The sequence below is a fragment of the Nocardioides salsibiostraticola genome (assembly GCF_054783655.1).
The window spans coordinates 305,685-322,166 of sequence record NZ_BAAGQD010000027.1 but is presented as its reverse complement, the minus strand read 5'-3'; the positions used below and the strand labels follow the sequence as shown (position 1 = coordinate 322,166).

The 16,482-nt window shown below is 69.5% G+C and carries 6 protein-coding genes; 2 read left to right on the top strand and 4 right to left on the bottom strand.

The features are described 5' to 3' along the window. Window positions 1-12: 12 nt before the first annotated feature. Window positions 13-5,856 carry an Ig-like domain-containing protein gene (locus tag ACYVLV_RS19190; RefSeq protein WP_460812935.1) on the bottom strand — a complete coding sequence of 1,948 codons (5,844 nt, stop codon included), beginning with the start codon at window positions 5,854-5,856 and terminating at the stop codon, window positions 13-15. A gap of 26 nt (window positions 5,857-5,882) precedes the next feature. Beyond that, the gene (locus ACYVLV_RS19185) at window positions 5,883-12,047 is read right to left on the bottom strand and encodes an Ig-like domain-containing protein (protein WP_460812932.1); all 6,165 of its coding nucleotides are present in this window, start codon (window positions 12,045-12,047) and stop codon (window positions 5,883-5,885) included. Window positions 12,048-12,275: 228 nt separating this feature from the next. On the opposite strand from ACYVLV_RS19185, the gene ACYVLV_RS19180 reads away from it, so the two are divergent. Further along, window positions 12,276-13,535, top strand: a complete 1,260-nt coding sequence (locus ACYVLV_RS19180) for an FHA domain-containing protein (RefSeq protein ID WP_460812929.1) — start codon at window positions 12,276-12,278, stop codon at window positions 13,533-13,535. Window positions 13,536-13,608: 73 nt separating this feature from the next. After that, on the top strand, window positions 13,609-15,012 hold the full coding sequence (locus tag ACYVLV_RS19175) for a serine/threonine-protein kinase (protein WP_460812927.1): 1,404 nt from the start codon (window positions 13,609-13,611) through the stop codon (window positions 15,010-15,012). Between the two features lie 86 nt (window positions 15,013-15,098). Here ACYVLV_RS19175 and ACYVLV_RS19170 read toward each other — a convergent pair whose 3' ends face one another. Then, on the bottom strand, window positions 15,099-15,719 hold the full coding sequence (locus ACYVLV_RS19170; protein ID WP_460812925.1) for a nucleoside triphosphate pyrophosphohydrolase: 621 nt from the start codon (window positions 15,717-15,719) through the stop codon (window positions 15,099-15,101). A gap of 12 nt (window positions 15,720-15,731) precedes the next feature. Next, window positions 15,732-16,427, bottom strand: a complete 696-nt coding sequence (locus ACYVLV_RS19165) for a hypothetical protein (protein WP_460812923.1) — start codon at window positions 16,425-16,427, stop codon at window positions 15,732-15,734. Window positions 16,428-16,482 lie beyond the last annotated feature (55 nt).

The window sequence follows — 16,482 nt, the reverse complement described above, 5'->3', positions numbered from 1 at the left end:
TGCGGGTGGAGGTCAGGGCTTCTTCCCGGTGGATGTGCTCTTCTCACGCACGAAGGGACCCCGCTTCGGATTCGGATCACGCAAGGTCACCCGGATGGTCTGCTTGTGCTCGTAGCCGATCTTCATCGATCCGACGTTGAACGTGTTGATATCGACGCCCTGGAGGGTCCGCGTGTTGGACGTGACCTCACATTTGCCAGGACCCGAAGGACAGGTGGTCCGACGAAGGTCGACCACCGCGGGGTCTCCGTTGTTGTCGATCTTGATCGACCAGTCCACCCTCGGCCCGTTCTTGATGATCCTGACCGCGAGGATCGAGTTCTTCAGACCACCGTAGGTCTGCAGCGGCTTCGCGACCGAGGAGGAGCAGTTGCCCACTTCGTTGCAAACCTCGAGGGTGATGTCGTAGTCCGTGTCGTTGCTCGGCACAGCGAACTTCTTCTCGAAGGTGCCCTGCTTGGTGAAACGGTTCACCTCCACTCCGTCGGCCAGCACCCGTCCGATCGTCTTGGCCCCTCGCGAGGGTGGCACGGTGAAGTTCACCACCCCTCGGTTGTTCCTGCCGGTGGGCCCGACCGACCAGGCGCCCCAGCCCCCGGGTTGTCCCACCGCCCGCCACGCCCGGGTGGCGCCGACGGCGGAGCGGCCCTTGCCGTTGGCGTTCCCGACCCGGACCTTGTACTGGTAGGTGGAGCCGTCGTAGGTCATGCCGGAGTTGTCGCAGGTCGTCTTGGTGATGTTGCTGCACGCCCCGAGCGGTTTCCCGTCCCGCAGCACCGTGTAGCGCAGGGGGGTGGGCCCGTTGGGGTTGACCGAGGGCCAGCGCAGCGTGATCGCGCCCCGGTTCCCGGCCGTCTTCTTGTCGTCGATGAACGGCGCCACGGGGGTGCCGGGCGTACCGATCGACTGGAGCGGCGCCGAGGAACGCACCGGCCCCTCGAGGTCGCTGGCGTTGATCGCCCGCACCGAGATCGGGTAGGCGCGGTTGTTGTTCAGGCCCGTGATCAGGGCCTTGGTCCCGGCGACGTTGAGCCGACCGCCGGACCAGATGACCTGGTACCGCACCCGTGAGGTCTTGGTGGTCGGTGGGCTCCACCGCACGAGCAGTTGACGGTCCCCCGCCTTCACCAGCCGGATCGGACCCACCTCGCCGGGTCGCGCATCGGGCACGACCGGCCGGGACAACCCACTCCAGGGGGAGGCACCCACGGCGTTGCGTGCCCGCACCTGGAAGCGGTACGAGCGACCGTTGGTCAGCCCGCCGATCTCGCAGGTGCTCGCTCCGCAGCGACGCGTCACGCCACCACCTCGGACGTCGTACCCGGTGATCGGTGATCCGTTGCTCTGCGGGACCTTCCAGGAAAGGACGACCTCACCGTCGCGCCGGGTGATCCCCGGAACCGGGGTGGTGGGCGCCTCCGGTCGACCCTGGACCTGGCCGGTCACGGTCCCGACCGCCTGCCGCCCGCGACCCCCGGCGGGCGAGACGTCGCTGACGACAAGACGCAGTCGGAAGGGCCCGCCACCTGCATCCCCGACACGCAGGGTCATCCGGCGTCCGGAGAATCGACTGACGACCCTCGGCCCCGACAACTGGTCGAGCGAGACCACCTGGGGTTCCGCCCGCGGAACACCGGGCTGGAGGTATCGCGAGACGTCGACGACCCGTTCCTCGCCGGGCTCGAGCCCACCGATCTGGATCGGGGAGAGGCGAGGCGGCGGCGCGGCCGTGACCACGATCGGGATCCTCCCCGGCTCGCTGCCCTCGGAGGTCACCAGCAGGGTGGAGTCCTCACCGGTCACGGCGTCCGTGTCGGCAGCCACGCTGATCCGTGGGCCGCTGGGCTCGATGATGGCCAGTCCCTCGCTGCGGTTCGCCCAGTCGGCGTCGAAGCTCAGGCGCTGGGTGTCGGCGGGGTCGGGGGTGAACGGGTGACAGATCGAGGCGATGTCGAGTTCGACGCGCTGACCCTGGGCGACCTCGACCGGTTTCCCGCCGCACTGCAGGATCGGGACGGTGCGGCCCACCTGCACCGGGATGCTCACCAGGGCGGTGGAGCCCTCGACATCGTCGACCGAGGTCCCGGTGGTGACCTCGAGATTCACCGTCGCCGGGCCGTCGTACAGGTCAAAGGCCTTGAGATCGACCCGGGTGGGGCTACGGATCGTTGCGGACAGGGCCGATGCCGGCGAGCTGGAGACCCGGTCGGTCAGGGTCAACGACACCGGACCTCCCGCAGGGTCGACGACGTAGTCGGGCAGATCGAGCGTGGCGGTGCTGCCGACCTCGATCTCGATCAAGGCGTCGGGTCGCACCCGCGGCTCGGGGGTCCGCAGGGCCGGTACGAAGAGATTGGCCGTCGCCGCACCCCCGTCGACGTCCTCGACCCGGAACGGCACCACGACCGGGTCCGGACCGCGGCGTACCCGGATGGAGGAACCGACCGAAGTGGCTTCCACTCCGGGTGGTGCTAGGACGTCAGCCAGGACGAGGTCCTCGCTCGCCCCGTCCCGGTCGTAGGCCGACTCCAGCACATCGATGGTCGATACCTCCTGCGGACCGGTCTCGGCGTAGGAGTCGAAGACGACGGGGGGCAGGTTGTGGGGCCGGGCGGCCCGCAGGGTCACCGTCGCCCGCGACGTCGCCACCCCGTTGTCCACCTCGTAGACCACCTCGACGTTGCGACCTCCTACTTCGGAGGGAGCCGGGGCGAGGATCGGTCCGGTGGGGCTCGCGAGACTCACCCCTGCCGGAGGGTCGACCAGTCTCAGGGAGACCCGGTCGCCCTCGGCGACCAGGTCGTTGGCCATCGCGTCCACGCGCGCCACGCGGCCCGGCTCCAACGTCACCGCATCGTCGATCGCCACCGGTGCCGTCGAGGTCGCCGGAGTGACCACCGCGACGCGCATCGTGCCCGACGCGGTGGCACCGCGTGTGTCGGTGACGGAGTAGGCGAACTCATCGGTGCCCACACTGGTCGGGTAGGGCTGATACTTCACGCTGCTCGCTCCGAACGACACCACCCGCCCCAATTCGGGGGCGGAGGTGATCGCAGACAGGGTCACGCTGTCGCCGTCGGGATCGACCCCGACGCCGGGCAGTCGCAGGGTGAGAACGTCGCCGGCCACCACCCGGCCCTCGACGGCGGGCGGTTCGGGGTCCCGGTTGGGCCGGGTCGACGGGATGACCGTCACCACCAACCGGCCCGGCGAGGCCCGGCCCTGACTGTCCGTGGCGATATAGCGGGTGGTGAATGTGGAGGCGTCATCGATGCCGCGCGGGGCGACGTAGCGGACGAACCGGCCCGAGACGTAGGCCTGGCCCGCGGGGCCGTCGTCGTCACCGGGGCGGCGTACGGTCAGCTGACCTGCCACCTCCTCGTCGTCCACGGTGTCGAGCAGGGAGAGTTCGTCACCCAACGGACTGAAGTCGTTGTCGAGCACCGGCACGGACACGCTGGCGCCCTCACGCACCGCAACCCGATCGACCTGGGTGACCGGGGTCGCCTCGTCGGGGTCCTCGGGAACCTCTCGCGCGGTAACCAGGACCTCCCCCTGAACTCCACTGGTCGCGCCGTTGCTGATCGCGTAGCGCACCACCTGGGGGTTCGGTCGCAATCCCTCACCCGTGGCCGCGATGCGTAGCCAGCGACCCTGTACGACGGCCACGTCGAGTTGGCGTTCGTCGTCGGCCTCGCCGCCCTCCACCACCAGGATCCCTCCGGCGGGGTCCACGTCGTTGGCCAACACGTCGACCAGCACCGGGGCCTGGCCGAAGACGTTGACCGTGTCGGGCACCGCCACCGGTCCCGGTGCCGGGCTCTGGACGGCCCGGATGTCCACGCGGATCAGTCCTGTGTCGAAGGCGGCGTTGCCGTACTTCGTGTCGTAGTCGAGGAAGTAGGTGCCGGGTCTGGTGCTCCGGAAGGTCACGGTGCCCTCGACCAGATCGGTGGTCACCCTGGCGTCCGCCACGTCGTTGATCGGCCCGGCCAGCTCCACGATCGCGTCGGGGGTGACCGGATCGGATCCCGGAAGGTCGTTGGCCAGGGGTCGGATGATCAGCGGACGACCCGCCTGCCCCGATGCCACGTCTGGTTGGGCGGTGGCCGGCTTGGTGGCGGAGTCCTGCAGCGACTGGACCTCGACCTCGATGCTGCCGCGCGCGGGTTCACCGACCCCGTCGGCGACGGTGTAGTCGATCGTCGCGGTGCCCGCGGAGGTGGGCGCCGAGAGTCGGATCCGACCTCCGGCGGTGGTCCTGGCCACGGCGCCCGGGACGTCCACGGTGGCCGACTCCAGGCTGAGCAGGTCGCCGTCGATGTCGTCACGCCAGTCGGGCAGGACCGGCAGATCGATGATCCCGCCGGCGGGCACCTTCCAGCTCTCCGGTTCATACCCCTGGCGCAGGGTGGGTACGGCGTTGACCCGATCCGCTCGCGGAGTGATCGTGACCGTCGCTCGAGCCGAGGAGTCAGGGCGTCCGTCGTCGACGTCGTAGTCAAAGGTCGTCTTCCCTGCTCCCTGCGGCAGTCGGATCTGGACCGTCTGCCCGTCGGGGCTGACCTCCAGGTCGGCGTCGGACCCCTGGAGGTTCCGGACCCCGGTGATGGCGAGCAGGCGACCCGGTTGGGCGGTGTCGTTGTCCAACGGGTGCAGGACTGTTGCCCGGTTGATACGCGCGCCGAAGGCGTCGGGTTGAGCCCGCGGGGGGCTGCGGTCGCCCTGACTCTGCTCGTCGTCCCGGTCCCGCTTCTTCTCGACGATCACGGACTCGGCCTGGAAGGCCTCCCAGTCGTCGAGTCGCGTGGGGAGGTCCTGGTCCAGGCTCCACACGGCCCCACTGGTTCGGTCGTTCAACACGATCTGGTTGCGGTTGACCCGGAAGGTGAGGTCCCCGGCGTCCGGTCCGAGCTCGGAGACGACCGCCTCATCGGTCCCGCAGCGGCTGGCCACCACGGCCTGCTCCCCCGACCAGGCGGCGTACACGCACTGGCCCAACCGGACCGGAGGGATGGGGGTCCCGCTGTCGGTCTGCGCCGCGATCACCCGGGTTTCTGCCCGGTCGAGATCGACGGCCCACAACTCATCAGGGGTGGCTACGAGCACGTCCTCGCTGGTTGCGCCTGCGCGTTGGATCGTCGATCCGAGGGGCACCTGGACCTCACCGTCGAGGTCCTCGGACTGGATCGTCCCGGTGGCGGCGTCCAGGACGACCGGGGTTTCCCCCACGGTGGTCAGGATCGGGGACTGGACGGGATCGTCGAGTCTCACCGCCTCGCCCGGCGTCACAACATCCTCGCCACGGACGAACCGATCGATCTCTTGCGCCCCCGCAGCCAGGGTGAAGACGGCGCCGGTGGCCGACACCGCCATGCTGCTACGCGGTCCCAACTCTGCCATCGGATCGACCTCGACATCGAGACCCGACACCTGCACCTGCTGGTCGCGCCCACCGCCGACCACCTGCGTCCAGACGCGCCCGCGTTCGGGATCGAGAACCGCCAGAGTGCCTCCACTCAGCTGCACCTGCGCCTGAGCAGGGATCCGCGCACTGTTGCCGGGCGGGTTCGAGATCGTGGCGGGGTCGATGGGAAGGAGTCGACCACCGGCGGTGTCCACACCGACGACGACCGACCCCTCTTGGACGATGTCCAGGGCACCTTTCTTCTCGGCGAACAGGACTCCGTCGAGTTGCCCGATGGGCTTGTTCAACCGGCCGTACGAACCGTCGCTGCTGCTGGTGACCCAGATCCCGCCGTCGTTCAGGTCCGCGTCGTAGGAGGCGTAGCCGTCGGAGCGGACCGCCACCACGACGATCGCCGTCGCGACCATGAGCAACGTCGTGGTCGACACCAGGGCCCACCTGGATCGGGTCGTGATCAACTGTTCGGCCAGTCGTAGCGCACCGGAGAGCCACCCGGACCGCCGGAGCAGATCGCCCAGACCTGACGGTTCGGAAAGCCGAAGTATGCCGAGGTCTGCACCGACCGGTTCGTCTGAACCGACTTGGTGACCCATCGGCCATCCACGTTGTCGTAGATGTCGCACGTGGTGCTGTCACGGGTGAAGTTGGCGGTGGTGATCACGATGCGACCGCACGACGAGTGCAGGCACAGGGTCCCGTTGGAGGAGGATCCCCCGCAGGGATTGTCGGTGCCGTCGCGACACTTGGAACCCCGGGAGACCCGGACGGTGGGCTCGGGTGCGTTCTCGGTGCGCACGCTCACCGTCTTGCTCACCGGAGCCCGGTTCGGGGAGCTGTCGCTGAGGGTGACGGTGATGGTTTCCTCGGTGGAGTAGCCGACGTCCACGGTGCGGGTGGAGAACGAGTAGGTGTCGGGCACGTTCGCGGTGAAGGTCTCGTCCCGGTAGCTGCTGCGCACCCGGACGGTCGCCGGATCTCCGTTGGTGTCGACGGTGATGTTCCACGTCACCTTGCTGCGGTCCACGTCAGGGGTGACGCGCACGATGTAGTTCGCCGTGAACGGTCCGTAGGTCTGAACCGTCCGTTCGTCGGAGCGCGAGCACTCGTTGGCCTCGTTGCAGACTTCGAGGAACCCGGTGTGGGGGCCGTCGTTGTCGGGGACGTTGACGGTGACGCTCTGCGCACCTCTCGCCTCCTGCTGGAACTGCACGGCCCCATCGATGTAGATCTTCACCGTCGAGCGGGCTCCGCGTGAGTCGGGGACGGTGAACTGAGCTCGTGCCTGGTTGTTGGCTCCGGTGGGCGTGAGGTCCCAGGACGGCCAAGCGGCAGGCTTGCCGACCGCGGAGTACGACCCGCCGGCTCCGGTGCTGGTGCGTCCCTCGCCGTTCTTGTTCGTCGCCCGCACCTTGTAGGTGTAGGTCGTGCCGTCATAGACGATGCCTTCGTTGTCGCAGGTGGTGGCCGTCTGGTTGGTGCAACCCGGAAGCGGGTCGCCGTTGCGGAGCACCGTGTAGCGCACCGGTGCGGGCCCGTTGGGGTCCACCGCGGCCCACGTCAACGTGACCGCTCCGCTGCTGCCGGCGGTCACCTCCGGTGTGATGTCCGGTGCCGCGGGAGTGCCGGGGTCCCCGATGGACTGCCAGGTGTCGGAGGTGCGGTACTCACCGATGTCGAGGTCGTTCTCGGCCGCCACCTGGAAGTCGTAGGCCCGGTTGTTGTCGAGGTCGGTGACCCGGATCCTGGTCTGCTTCGTGGTCAATCGTCGCTCGCGGCCGGCGACGCTGACGTGGTACTGGACGATCTTCGACGACTGCGTGGTCGGCGGGGTCCACGAGAACGTGATCTCCCCGTCGCCCTCCTTGATCAGGGTGAGCGGTCCGACCAGACCTGGGACGACGTCGGGTGTCACCTGGGTCGATGGGGGGCTCCACTGCGACCAGCCGATGGCGTTGCGGGCGCGGACCTCGAACCGGTACGACTGGCCGTTGGTGAGCCCGCGGACCTCGCAGGCGGTCGTCGGGCAGGGGGTGACCGCACCCCCGCCGACCGGACGCAGTTCGTACCGGTCGATGGGGGCACCATTGGATTCGGGAGCCCGCCAGGTCACGGCGGCTTCGGCATCTCGCACGGCGGTGCCCGGGACGGGGGCGGTGGGCGCGTCGGGCACGTCCAGGATCTCCAGAGCGATGGTGCCCGTCACCTGACGTTCCGGACCCGCGTCGCCGGCGACGTCGCTGACCACCACGTCGAACTGTGCCTGGCCGTCGACCTGAGGGCCGGCGGTGATCGTCGCCTCGGAACCCGAGGTCGTGATCGTCGCATCGAGCGAGGTCGCCTGCGTGGCGGAGACGACGGTCGGTTCTGGGTTGGGAACCCCGGGGCGCAGATAGTCGGCCAGATCGATGGTCCGGGACTCTCCGGCCCGGAGGTCCTCGATCCGGATCGGGCTCAGGGAGGGGGACGGGGCTTCCACCACTTCGATCTCCAGCAGATCGGGCTCGCTGCCCTGCGAAGTCAGCTGGAGTACGGCGTTCGCCCCGGTGGCCGCGACGCCGTCGGCTGCGACCTCGATGACCTCTCCCCTGGGCTCGATGATGTTCAACCCGTCCGCAGAGGTCGACCAGTCGGCCTCGTAGACGAGGGAGAGTGCGTCGTCCGGGTTCGGGGTGAGGACATGGCACAGCGCCGTCACGTCCAGGGAGATGGTCTGTCCCTGGGCTATCTCGATCCCATCGTCGGGGCACCGCAGGATGGGTCGCTCGACCCCGACCTGCACGGGCACCGAGACGATCGCGCTGATCCCCTCCGGGTCATCGACGGTGGTTCCGGTGGTGACCTCGAAGGCGATGGCGGCGGGACCGGCGTACTGGCGGTCGGCAGTGAGGGTGAACCGGGCGGTGTCGGCGATGGAACCGTTCAGGCCCGCGACCGGGGAGGGGAAGATCCGGTTCTTCAAAGTGAACTGGACCGGACCGCCGGACGGGTCGACGACGTAGTCGCCCAGATCGAGGTCCCGGGTCTCCCCGGGGTCCAGGGTGATGGCAACCCCTGGTCGAGCGAAGGGTGCGCCCTGGTCCGTGGGAGGTACGAACACCGAGGCGCTGGCCATGCCGCCGTCGGCGTCGGTCACCCGGAACGGGACGACCTGGGGTTCCGGCCCGCGTTGGACGGTGATCCGTCCCCCGTCGATGCTCGCGGTCAGGTCGGCCGGACCGAAGACGTCGGTGACGCGCAACTGGTTGCTGGGGCCGTCGGGGTCCAGGGCTTCTTCCAACACGTCCACGGTGACGGTGTCCCCCTCGTCGGCCTCGCCGAAGGCGTCGAAGACGATCGGGGGGTTGTTGTAGGGCTCGCGCACCCGCACCGTGATGGGTGCCCGGGACTCGTCGAGCCCGTTGGTGATCGTGTAGAGGACCTCGACGTTGCGTCGCCCCTCGTCCGGAGCGTCGATCAGCACCGGTCCCTGCGGCGAGGCGAGCGTGATGCCCTGCGCCGGGTCGACCAGCTCGACCTCCACCCGGTCGCCGTCGGCCACGAAGTCGTTGCCCAGCACGTCCACCCTGGCCTGGCGACCGGGTTCGACGGTCAGGGCGTCGGCAACAGCGAGTGGGGGCTGCGGCGCCCCGGGCGAGACGACGGCGATGCGAACGCTCCCGCTGGCGGTGCCACCCTGTGGGTCAGTGACCGAGTAGCTGAACTCGTCGGTGCCGACCGATCCCGGATAGGCCTGGTAGCGCAGGCTGGTGGCGCCGAACCGGACGATCCGACCCAGAGCAGGTGCGCTGTCGATGGCGGTCAGGGTCACCGGGTCCCCGTCGGGGTCCACCCCGGAGCCCGGCACGTTCAGTTTGATGATGTCTCCCGCCACAGCCCGCCCCTCCAGGGCGGGGGGTTGCGGGGGTGAGTTGCGACGGCGCTCGGGAACGACCTTGATCTCGAGGCGGCCCGGGGACGACTGGCCGGCACGGGTCGTCGCCACGTAGCGCACGACGTAGGACTGGGCGTCCTGGATCGAGGCGGGAGGGACGTACCGGACGAACGACCCCGTCACGAAGGCGCGCCCCAGATCGCCCTGGTCGTCGCCTGCGGAGCTCACGCGCAGTTCACCAGCGGCGTCCTGGTCCGCGACATCGCGGACCAGTTCCAACTCGTCGCCGGTGGGGCTGAAGTCGTTGTCGAGCACCGGCACGGTGGCCACCCCACCGGCCCGCACCACGATCCGGTCCACCGCCGTGACCGGCGTGGTGTCCTCCGGGGCCAGCCGCTGGGTCACGATGACCTCCCCCTGGACCCCGGATCGGGCGCCGTTGGAGATCGTGTAGCGCACCACGACCGGGTTGGGCCGCAGTTGGGCGCCCCGCACGGAGATCCGCAGCCAGCGGCCGTCGACCACCGCCACGTCGAGCTGACCCGGGACGTCGGCTCGCGCCCGCTGGACGACCAAGATGCCGCCGGTGGGGTCGATGTCGTTGGCCAGCACGTCGACCAACGTCGGCGACTGACCGTAGAGGGTGACACTGTCGGGGAGCGCGACCGGCGGTTTGGGTGGTTTGTCGGAGGCGCGTACGTCGACGCGGATCCGGCCCGGATCGAAGGCGGCGTTGCCGAACTTCGCCTCGTAGTCGACGAAGAAGGTCTTCGCCTCGGAGGAACGGAAGGTGATGGTGCCCTCGACGAGGTCTGTGCTCACCTCGGCGCCGGCCACCTCGGCCACCCGACCCGCGAGTTCGACCACCGCGTCGGGGTTGACCGGATCCGACCCGGGCAGGTCGTTCGCGAGTGGTCTGATGGTGATCGCCTTGCCGGTCTCACCGGCCACCACATCGGGTTCGGCGACGGCCGACACGGACCGCTGTTCCTTGCGGCCCTGCACCTCGAACTCGAGGGTGTCCTCGACCGGTTCCCCGACTCCGTCGCTCACGGAGTAGGCGACCGTGACCGATCCGGCCTGGGCGGGGGCGGTGAGACGGATCCGACCGTTGGCGGTGGTTCGCGCGACCGCTCCACTGCGCACTCCCCCGCGTGCGGTCGCCGAAGCCAGGGACAAGGGATCCCCGTCCGCACGATCACGCCAGTCCGGGAGAACCGGGACGTCGAGGGTGCCCCCCGAAGGCACGGTCCAGATCCGTGGCTCGAGGCCCTCCATCCGGGCGGGCGGTTCGTTGACGCTCTCCCCGCGGGGAGTCACCGTGACGGTGGCTGAGTCACCGGTCTCGCGGCCGTCGTCGATGAAGTAGGTGAAGGTCGTCGTACGGGCGCCGGGCGGCAGCCGGATCTGGACGGTCTGTCCGTCGGGACTGATGGTCAAGGTGGCGTCGGAACCGACCGGATCCTTGACCCCCACGATGGCCAACAACCGCCCCACCGGTGCGGTGTCGTTGTCGAGTGGATGCAGCACCGTGGTCCGACCGGTCCGGGCACCGAACTCGTCGGGCATCGCCTGCGGCGGGCGCCGGTCCCCCAGGTCCTCCTGCTCGTTGTCCTCCTCGTCCTCGGAGTCGAGGGGGTCGAACCGGAAGGCCTCCCAGTTGTCGACCCGGGTGGGAACCTCGCTGTCCACGTTCCACACCGCACCGGTCAGCCGGTCGTTGAGCAGGATCTGGCCCCGGTTCACGCGGAACACGAGATCGCCGGCATCGGTCCCCAAGTCGGCCACGGTGGCCGGATCGGTGCCGCACCGGGTGGCGACCTGGGCCCGGTCTCCGGACCAGGCCCCGAACACGCACCCGCCCAACCTCACCGGAGCGGTGGGTCGTCCGGTCCCGGCGTCACTCACGGTCTCGGCTTCCCCTGTGGTCAGGTCGACGCCGATGAGACGATCTGCGGTGCCGATCAGCACTCGCTCGCTGGCCGCGCCTGATTGCTGGAGGACGGCCCCGGCGGCGACGTCCGTGACCGGGCCGTCGACCACCTCCAGGACACCGGTGGTCCGATCCAGGACGACCAACCGACCCCCTACCGCGGTGATCTCGAGGTCCTCACCCATGTCGGATTCCAGTTTCGCGGCGGCTTCGGCCCCCGAGGAGTCCACCCGCCAGACGGTGTCGTCCTCGGCGCTCACGACCCAGACGGCGCCCGAGTCGGAGACCGTCAGGGCGGCGGAACCGCCCACCTCGGCCGCCGGGTCGGCCGTGCTGTCGAGGGGTCGCACGCTCGGCACCCCGCTCGACGGGTCGGCCTCGGCGAGCCAGAGTCGGCCGGTGGCGCCGTCGAGGACCGCCAGGACGCCGCCGTTCGACTGGACCTGCGCACTCGAGGAGACCTGGGCGCGTTCACCCTCGGGGTGGGCCATCTCGGCCGGATCGATCGGCGCCAGCAGACCAGAAGAGACATTGACCCCCACCACGGCGGCCCCGTCCTGGACGATGTCGAGTTGGTTCTCCGCCTCCGCGAAGACCGCTCCGTCCACCTGACCGATGGGCTTGTTGACCCGCCCGTAAGCGCCGTCCCGGTTGTTGGTGACCCATACGCCCCCGTCGTTCAGTTCGGTTTCGAAGGTCCGATAGCCCTCGGCGGACACGGCGGCCACCACGACACCGGTGAGAGCCACCAGGAGCGCGAGGCTGGAGGCGAGGACGACCCGTGGGCGGGCCGGGGCCACCGAGTGTCGCGCCATCATCAACCTTCATCCGTGTCTTCATCCGAGGCGCGTGTGGCGGGCTTCCCCACCGCGACGCACGCGCACACTGTACGAGTCTTCCCCGACATTGCCGGTTCAAGCCTGATGTCACCGACAATCTTCGCGTTGGTGACAATGTCCTGTGGGAGTCCACCGAGCCCCCACCGAGTACCCAGCCCCACCCCACGCCGTCACCGTCACCGTCACCGTCACCAAGGAGGTCCGATGCCGATCGAGGTCAGCTACCACCTCGGAGACCATGCTCTCCTCGGTGCGGGACATCGCTGGTTGCTGCTCGATGTGCCCCTCAGCGAGGCCGCACTGCTCGGAGAACTCTGGGATCTCATCACCTCCCCCGGTCCGGTCCAGGATCAGATCCTCGGGACGGTCGCGAAGAACCTCGGGACCGACACCTCCTTGGTCTGGGTCGACACCACGCCCGGGGCGCAGAGCCTCGTCTGCTGGGGTGCAGGTCGCTGTTCGGGCGAGCCGCCCCGCCGGACCCTCTGGCTCGGTGGATCCGCGCCGCCGTCGATCGGGGCACCGGGCCTGCGCGTCGCTTCCGGCATCGTCCCCGCGACGGTGGCCGTCATCGGGACCACTTCACCTGCGGACCCGGGTCTGACCGGTCGCCCTGTGCCTATCCCCCTGTCTGTCCCCGCTCCTACCCCCCATATCCCGGGCCTGATCGACGGTATCCCTCCCGAGGTGCTGGCCAGCGTCAATCCGAATCCGACCCCCACCCGGGAGCCGGCGTACGACGCCCCCGAACCAGATACCGGGCCGCCCGATCGCGACCCCGATCACGACGGCAACACCACTCTGCGTGCCGACCCGCCAGCCGACCCACCCTCTGCACTGGACTCCGACCACGACGGTCACACCAGCCTCCGGGACGCGACACCACCTCCTCCTCCCAGCGGCCCGCCCAACACCCCTCCTCCCAGCACCCCTCCTCCCAGCGGTCCCCCTCCCAGTAGCCCACCCCCACCGTCGGCGCACCTGAGTAACCCCACCCACGAAACGGTGCTCGCCGTGCACTGCCCGGCCGGCCACTCCACTCCGGCCGCGGCCTCGCTGTGCCGGGTCTGTCAGGCAGCAGTTCCGGACCAGGAGCCGCACCTGGTCCCCCGCCCACGGTTGGGACACCTGCGCCTCCCAGACGGACAGCTGATCCCTCTGGACCGAGCGGTCCTGTTCGGACGCAGCCCGAGTGCCCCGGACGTTCCCGGGTTGGGAGAGGCCTGGCCGCACCTGGTGCGCCTCCCCTCGGAGACGTCGTTCGTGTCTCGCACCCACCTACTGGTCGAGCTGAAGGGCTGGCTCGTGCTCGTCACCGACCTGGGGTCACGCGGAGGCACCACCCTGCGTGCTGCGGGTCGCGCACCGGAGCGGATCCGGGCCCGCGAGCACTACGTCTGGGAACCCGGGCAGGTCTTCGACCTCGCCGACAGCTACGAGATCGTCTACGAGGTGACCCGATGAGCTGTGCCGAATTGCCCCCTCGACGCACCCCCCTCCGGGCCTCGCTGCGCTCGTGTCCTCAGGGGGTGGCCTCGTGAGCGGACCACCCATCCCCGGCTACACCTACCTCCAGCATCTGGGGAGCGGAGGCTTCGCCGACGTCTACCTCTACGAGCAGCAGTGGCCCCAGCAACGGGTGGCGGTGAAGGTCGTCCGCCCCGATGTGCCCCTGACGGAGCGGGAGAAGGGCCTGTTCACCGCGGAGGCCAACGCCATGGCCAAACTCTCCGACCACCCCAACATCGTCTCGGTGATCACCGCCGGGGTCACCGAGGACCGGCCCTTCCTCGTCATGCGGTACTGCCCTCCCCCCGACCTGGGGGTTCGGGTCCGGTCGGCCCCGATGTCGACCGCCGACGCGATCGCCACCGGGATCAAGATCGCCAGTGCCGTCGAGACCGCCCACCGGGCCGGGATCGTTCACCGCGACATCAAGCCGAGCAACGTCCTGGTCACCTCCTACTCCGAGCCCGCGCTGACCGACTTCGGTATCGCCGGGCATCTGCACGAGGTGGACCGTGACACCGACGTACGGATCTCCTACCCCTGGTCACCCCCCGAGCTTCTCGACGGACGCTCCAACGGGTCGGTCCAGTCCGACGTGTACTCGCTGGGCGCCACCATCTGGAACCTGCTGACCGGGAGGTCACCCTTCGCCGTGCCCCACGGCGACAACTCCCCGCAGGCGCTGACGACCCGGATCCTGCACTCCGCACCCACCCCCACCCACCGGCGCGACGTACCCCCAGGGCTGGAGCGCCTGCTGGCCCAGTGCCTGGCCAAGGCACCGGAGCACCGACCGACCAGCGCCCTGGAGCTGGCTCGCGAGCTCCAGCGGATCGAGGCCGAGGCCGGCTTCGCCCGCACCCAGATCGCGGTGGAGGGCGACGCGGTCCGCACCGCGTACGCGCCGACCGGTGAGGACCCCGACGAGACCCAGGTCAAACCCATCACGGTCATCCCGGCCTCCGGCCCGCGAGCCGCCCGGATCGAGACGGATCGATCAGGTCCGAACCCCAGACCCACACCAGCGCGCGCGACCCGCGGCTCCCTGGTGTGGTCCGCCGTCGGCATCGTCGTGGCACTCGTCGTGGCCGCGGTGGTCGTCCTCCAGGTCTCCGGTGGCGACCCCGCCGATCCGACCCCCGTCCAGACCGACCCCTCCTTCACCCCGGGACCCATCGAACCGGGGGCACCCAACACCCCTCCCGAGCTGACCGGGACCAGGGACGGCAGGCTCGTCCGGTTCCGGTGGGCCGCCCCCGACGGGGGTGAGCCGCAGGATTCCTGGGAGGTACGCCGCACCGACAGCGGCACCGGTGAGACCCAGCGCGGGTCCAAGACGACCACGACCTTCCGGGACGCAGCGCAAGTCTGCGTTCAGGTGCGGTTGATCCGGAACGGGACGACCTCCCCGGTGGCCGATCTCTGCAAGTAGGTCCACGTCTCACGGTGAGTCGGCGCGTGTTGACGCTGGAAAGGGCCCGAGTCGGCGCTTGTTGAACAAGTTGCGCCGACTCACCGCTAGCCGGGGTCGACCAGACGGCGGACGGCCGCCCGCAACTCCTGCTCGGGGTCGAGACCGGCGTGGTGTCCCTCGACGACCAACGCGAGCAGCCGGTCGCCCAGATCACTGTCGGCGGCGGGGTCGGACCTCGGCACCGCCGAGCCCGCACGCGTCAGTCGCTCGACCACCTTGTCGGCGTACAACAACGCGGGCAGGGTGGGTGCGATGCCCTCGGTGACCGAGGACCGCTGTTTCTCGGTCGCCTTGACCGATTCCCACACATCGTTGACATCCTCGGCGCTCAGCGGGGCTGCGGTGTCCGAGCCCGCACCGAACACGTGCGGGTTGCGGCGAAGCAGTTTCTCCCTCAGCCCGGCCGCGACATCGTCGATCGTGAACTCGCCGGACTCTTCGGCGATCGCAGCGTGGAAGTAGACCTGCAACAAGAGATCCCCGATTTCCTCACGCAGATCTGTGGCGTCGCCGGACTCGATGGCGTCGACGACCTCGTGGGTCTCCTCCAGCAGGTAGCGCACCAACGAACGATGGGTCTGCTCCTGCTTCCAGGCGCAGTCGGCCCGCAACCGGCGCATGACCGCGATCAGTTCGATCAGCGGGTCCCCACCGGCCTGCTCCACAGGGAGGCTGCGTCAGCCGCAGCGCTGCGACTCGGGCAGGCTCGCGACGTACGCCGGGTCGGGCTGCTCGAGTCCACCGCTCAGGGCACGATCCCCGACAGGCACGGAGACATCCGCGCCCCCGGGCTCGGGCTGTCCCAGGTCGGTGATGGTGATGTCGTAGACGGGGTTGATCTCGCCCTGGGTGCGCAGCACCTCGAAGAGCGCCTCCTGGCCACGCAGGAAAGCCGCCTCTGGATCGTCGGTGGGCTGACCCTCGTCGGCCAGGAGTCGGGCGCCGACCCCGGCCTGGATGCTGGTGACGTAGACGTCGCCGCCCTGGAACTCCAGGACCGCCGCCTGCTGGTCCTCGGTCAGGTCGCTGGTCGCGTCCGTGAGCTCGGACAACGCCTGTTGGTACTCCGGACCTGCCTCGATGCCGAAGTCCTCCGCCAACTGCTCGGCAGCGGCCTTCAGGACCAGTTGAGTGGCGATCGAGCGGCGGACGAGCCCGAGCGGGAACTGCTGCCCCTCGGTCTGGCCCGAGGCGACGAAGGCCGCACAGAAGTCGGTCGTCACGGTGTTGACGTTCTCGGTGGTGACGGTGCGGTCGCCCACCTCACCGGCCACGCCGGGCTGGAAGTTCGTCCCGGTGACCGCGCAGCCCGAGAGGCCGAGGGTCACGGTCAGGGCGGCCACGACTACGGACGTACGTCGGATGCTGGTCACTCGGACTCCTGCTCATCGGTGCTCATCGGGTGGGGCTCATCGGGTCTACTGGTTG

Coding starts and splice junctions, on each gene's coding strand:
- ACYVLV_RS19185 (WP_460812932.1), bottom strand. CDS start 12,047: ATGGCGCGACACTCGGTGGCCCCGGCCCGCCCACGGGTCGTCCTCGCC.
- ACYVLV_RS19180 (WP_460812929.1), top strand. CDS start 12,276: ATGCCGATCGAGGTCAGCTACCACCTCGGAGACCATGCTCTCCTCGGT.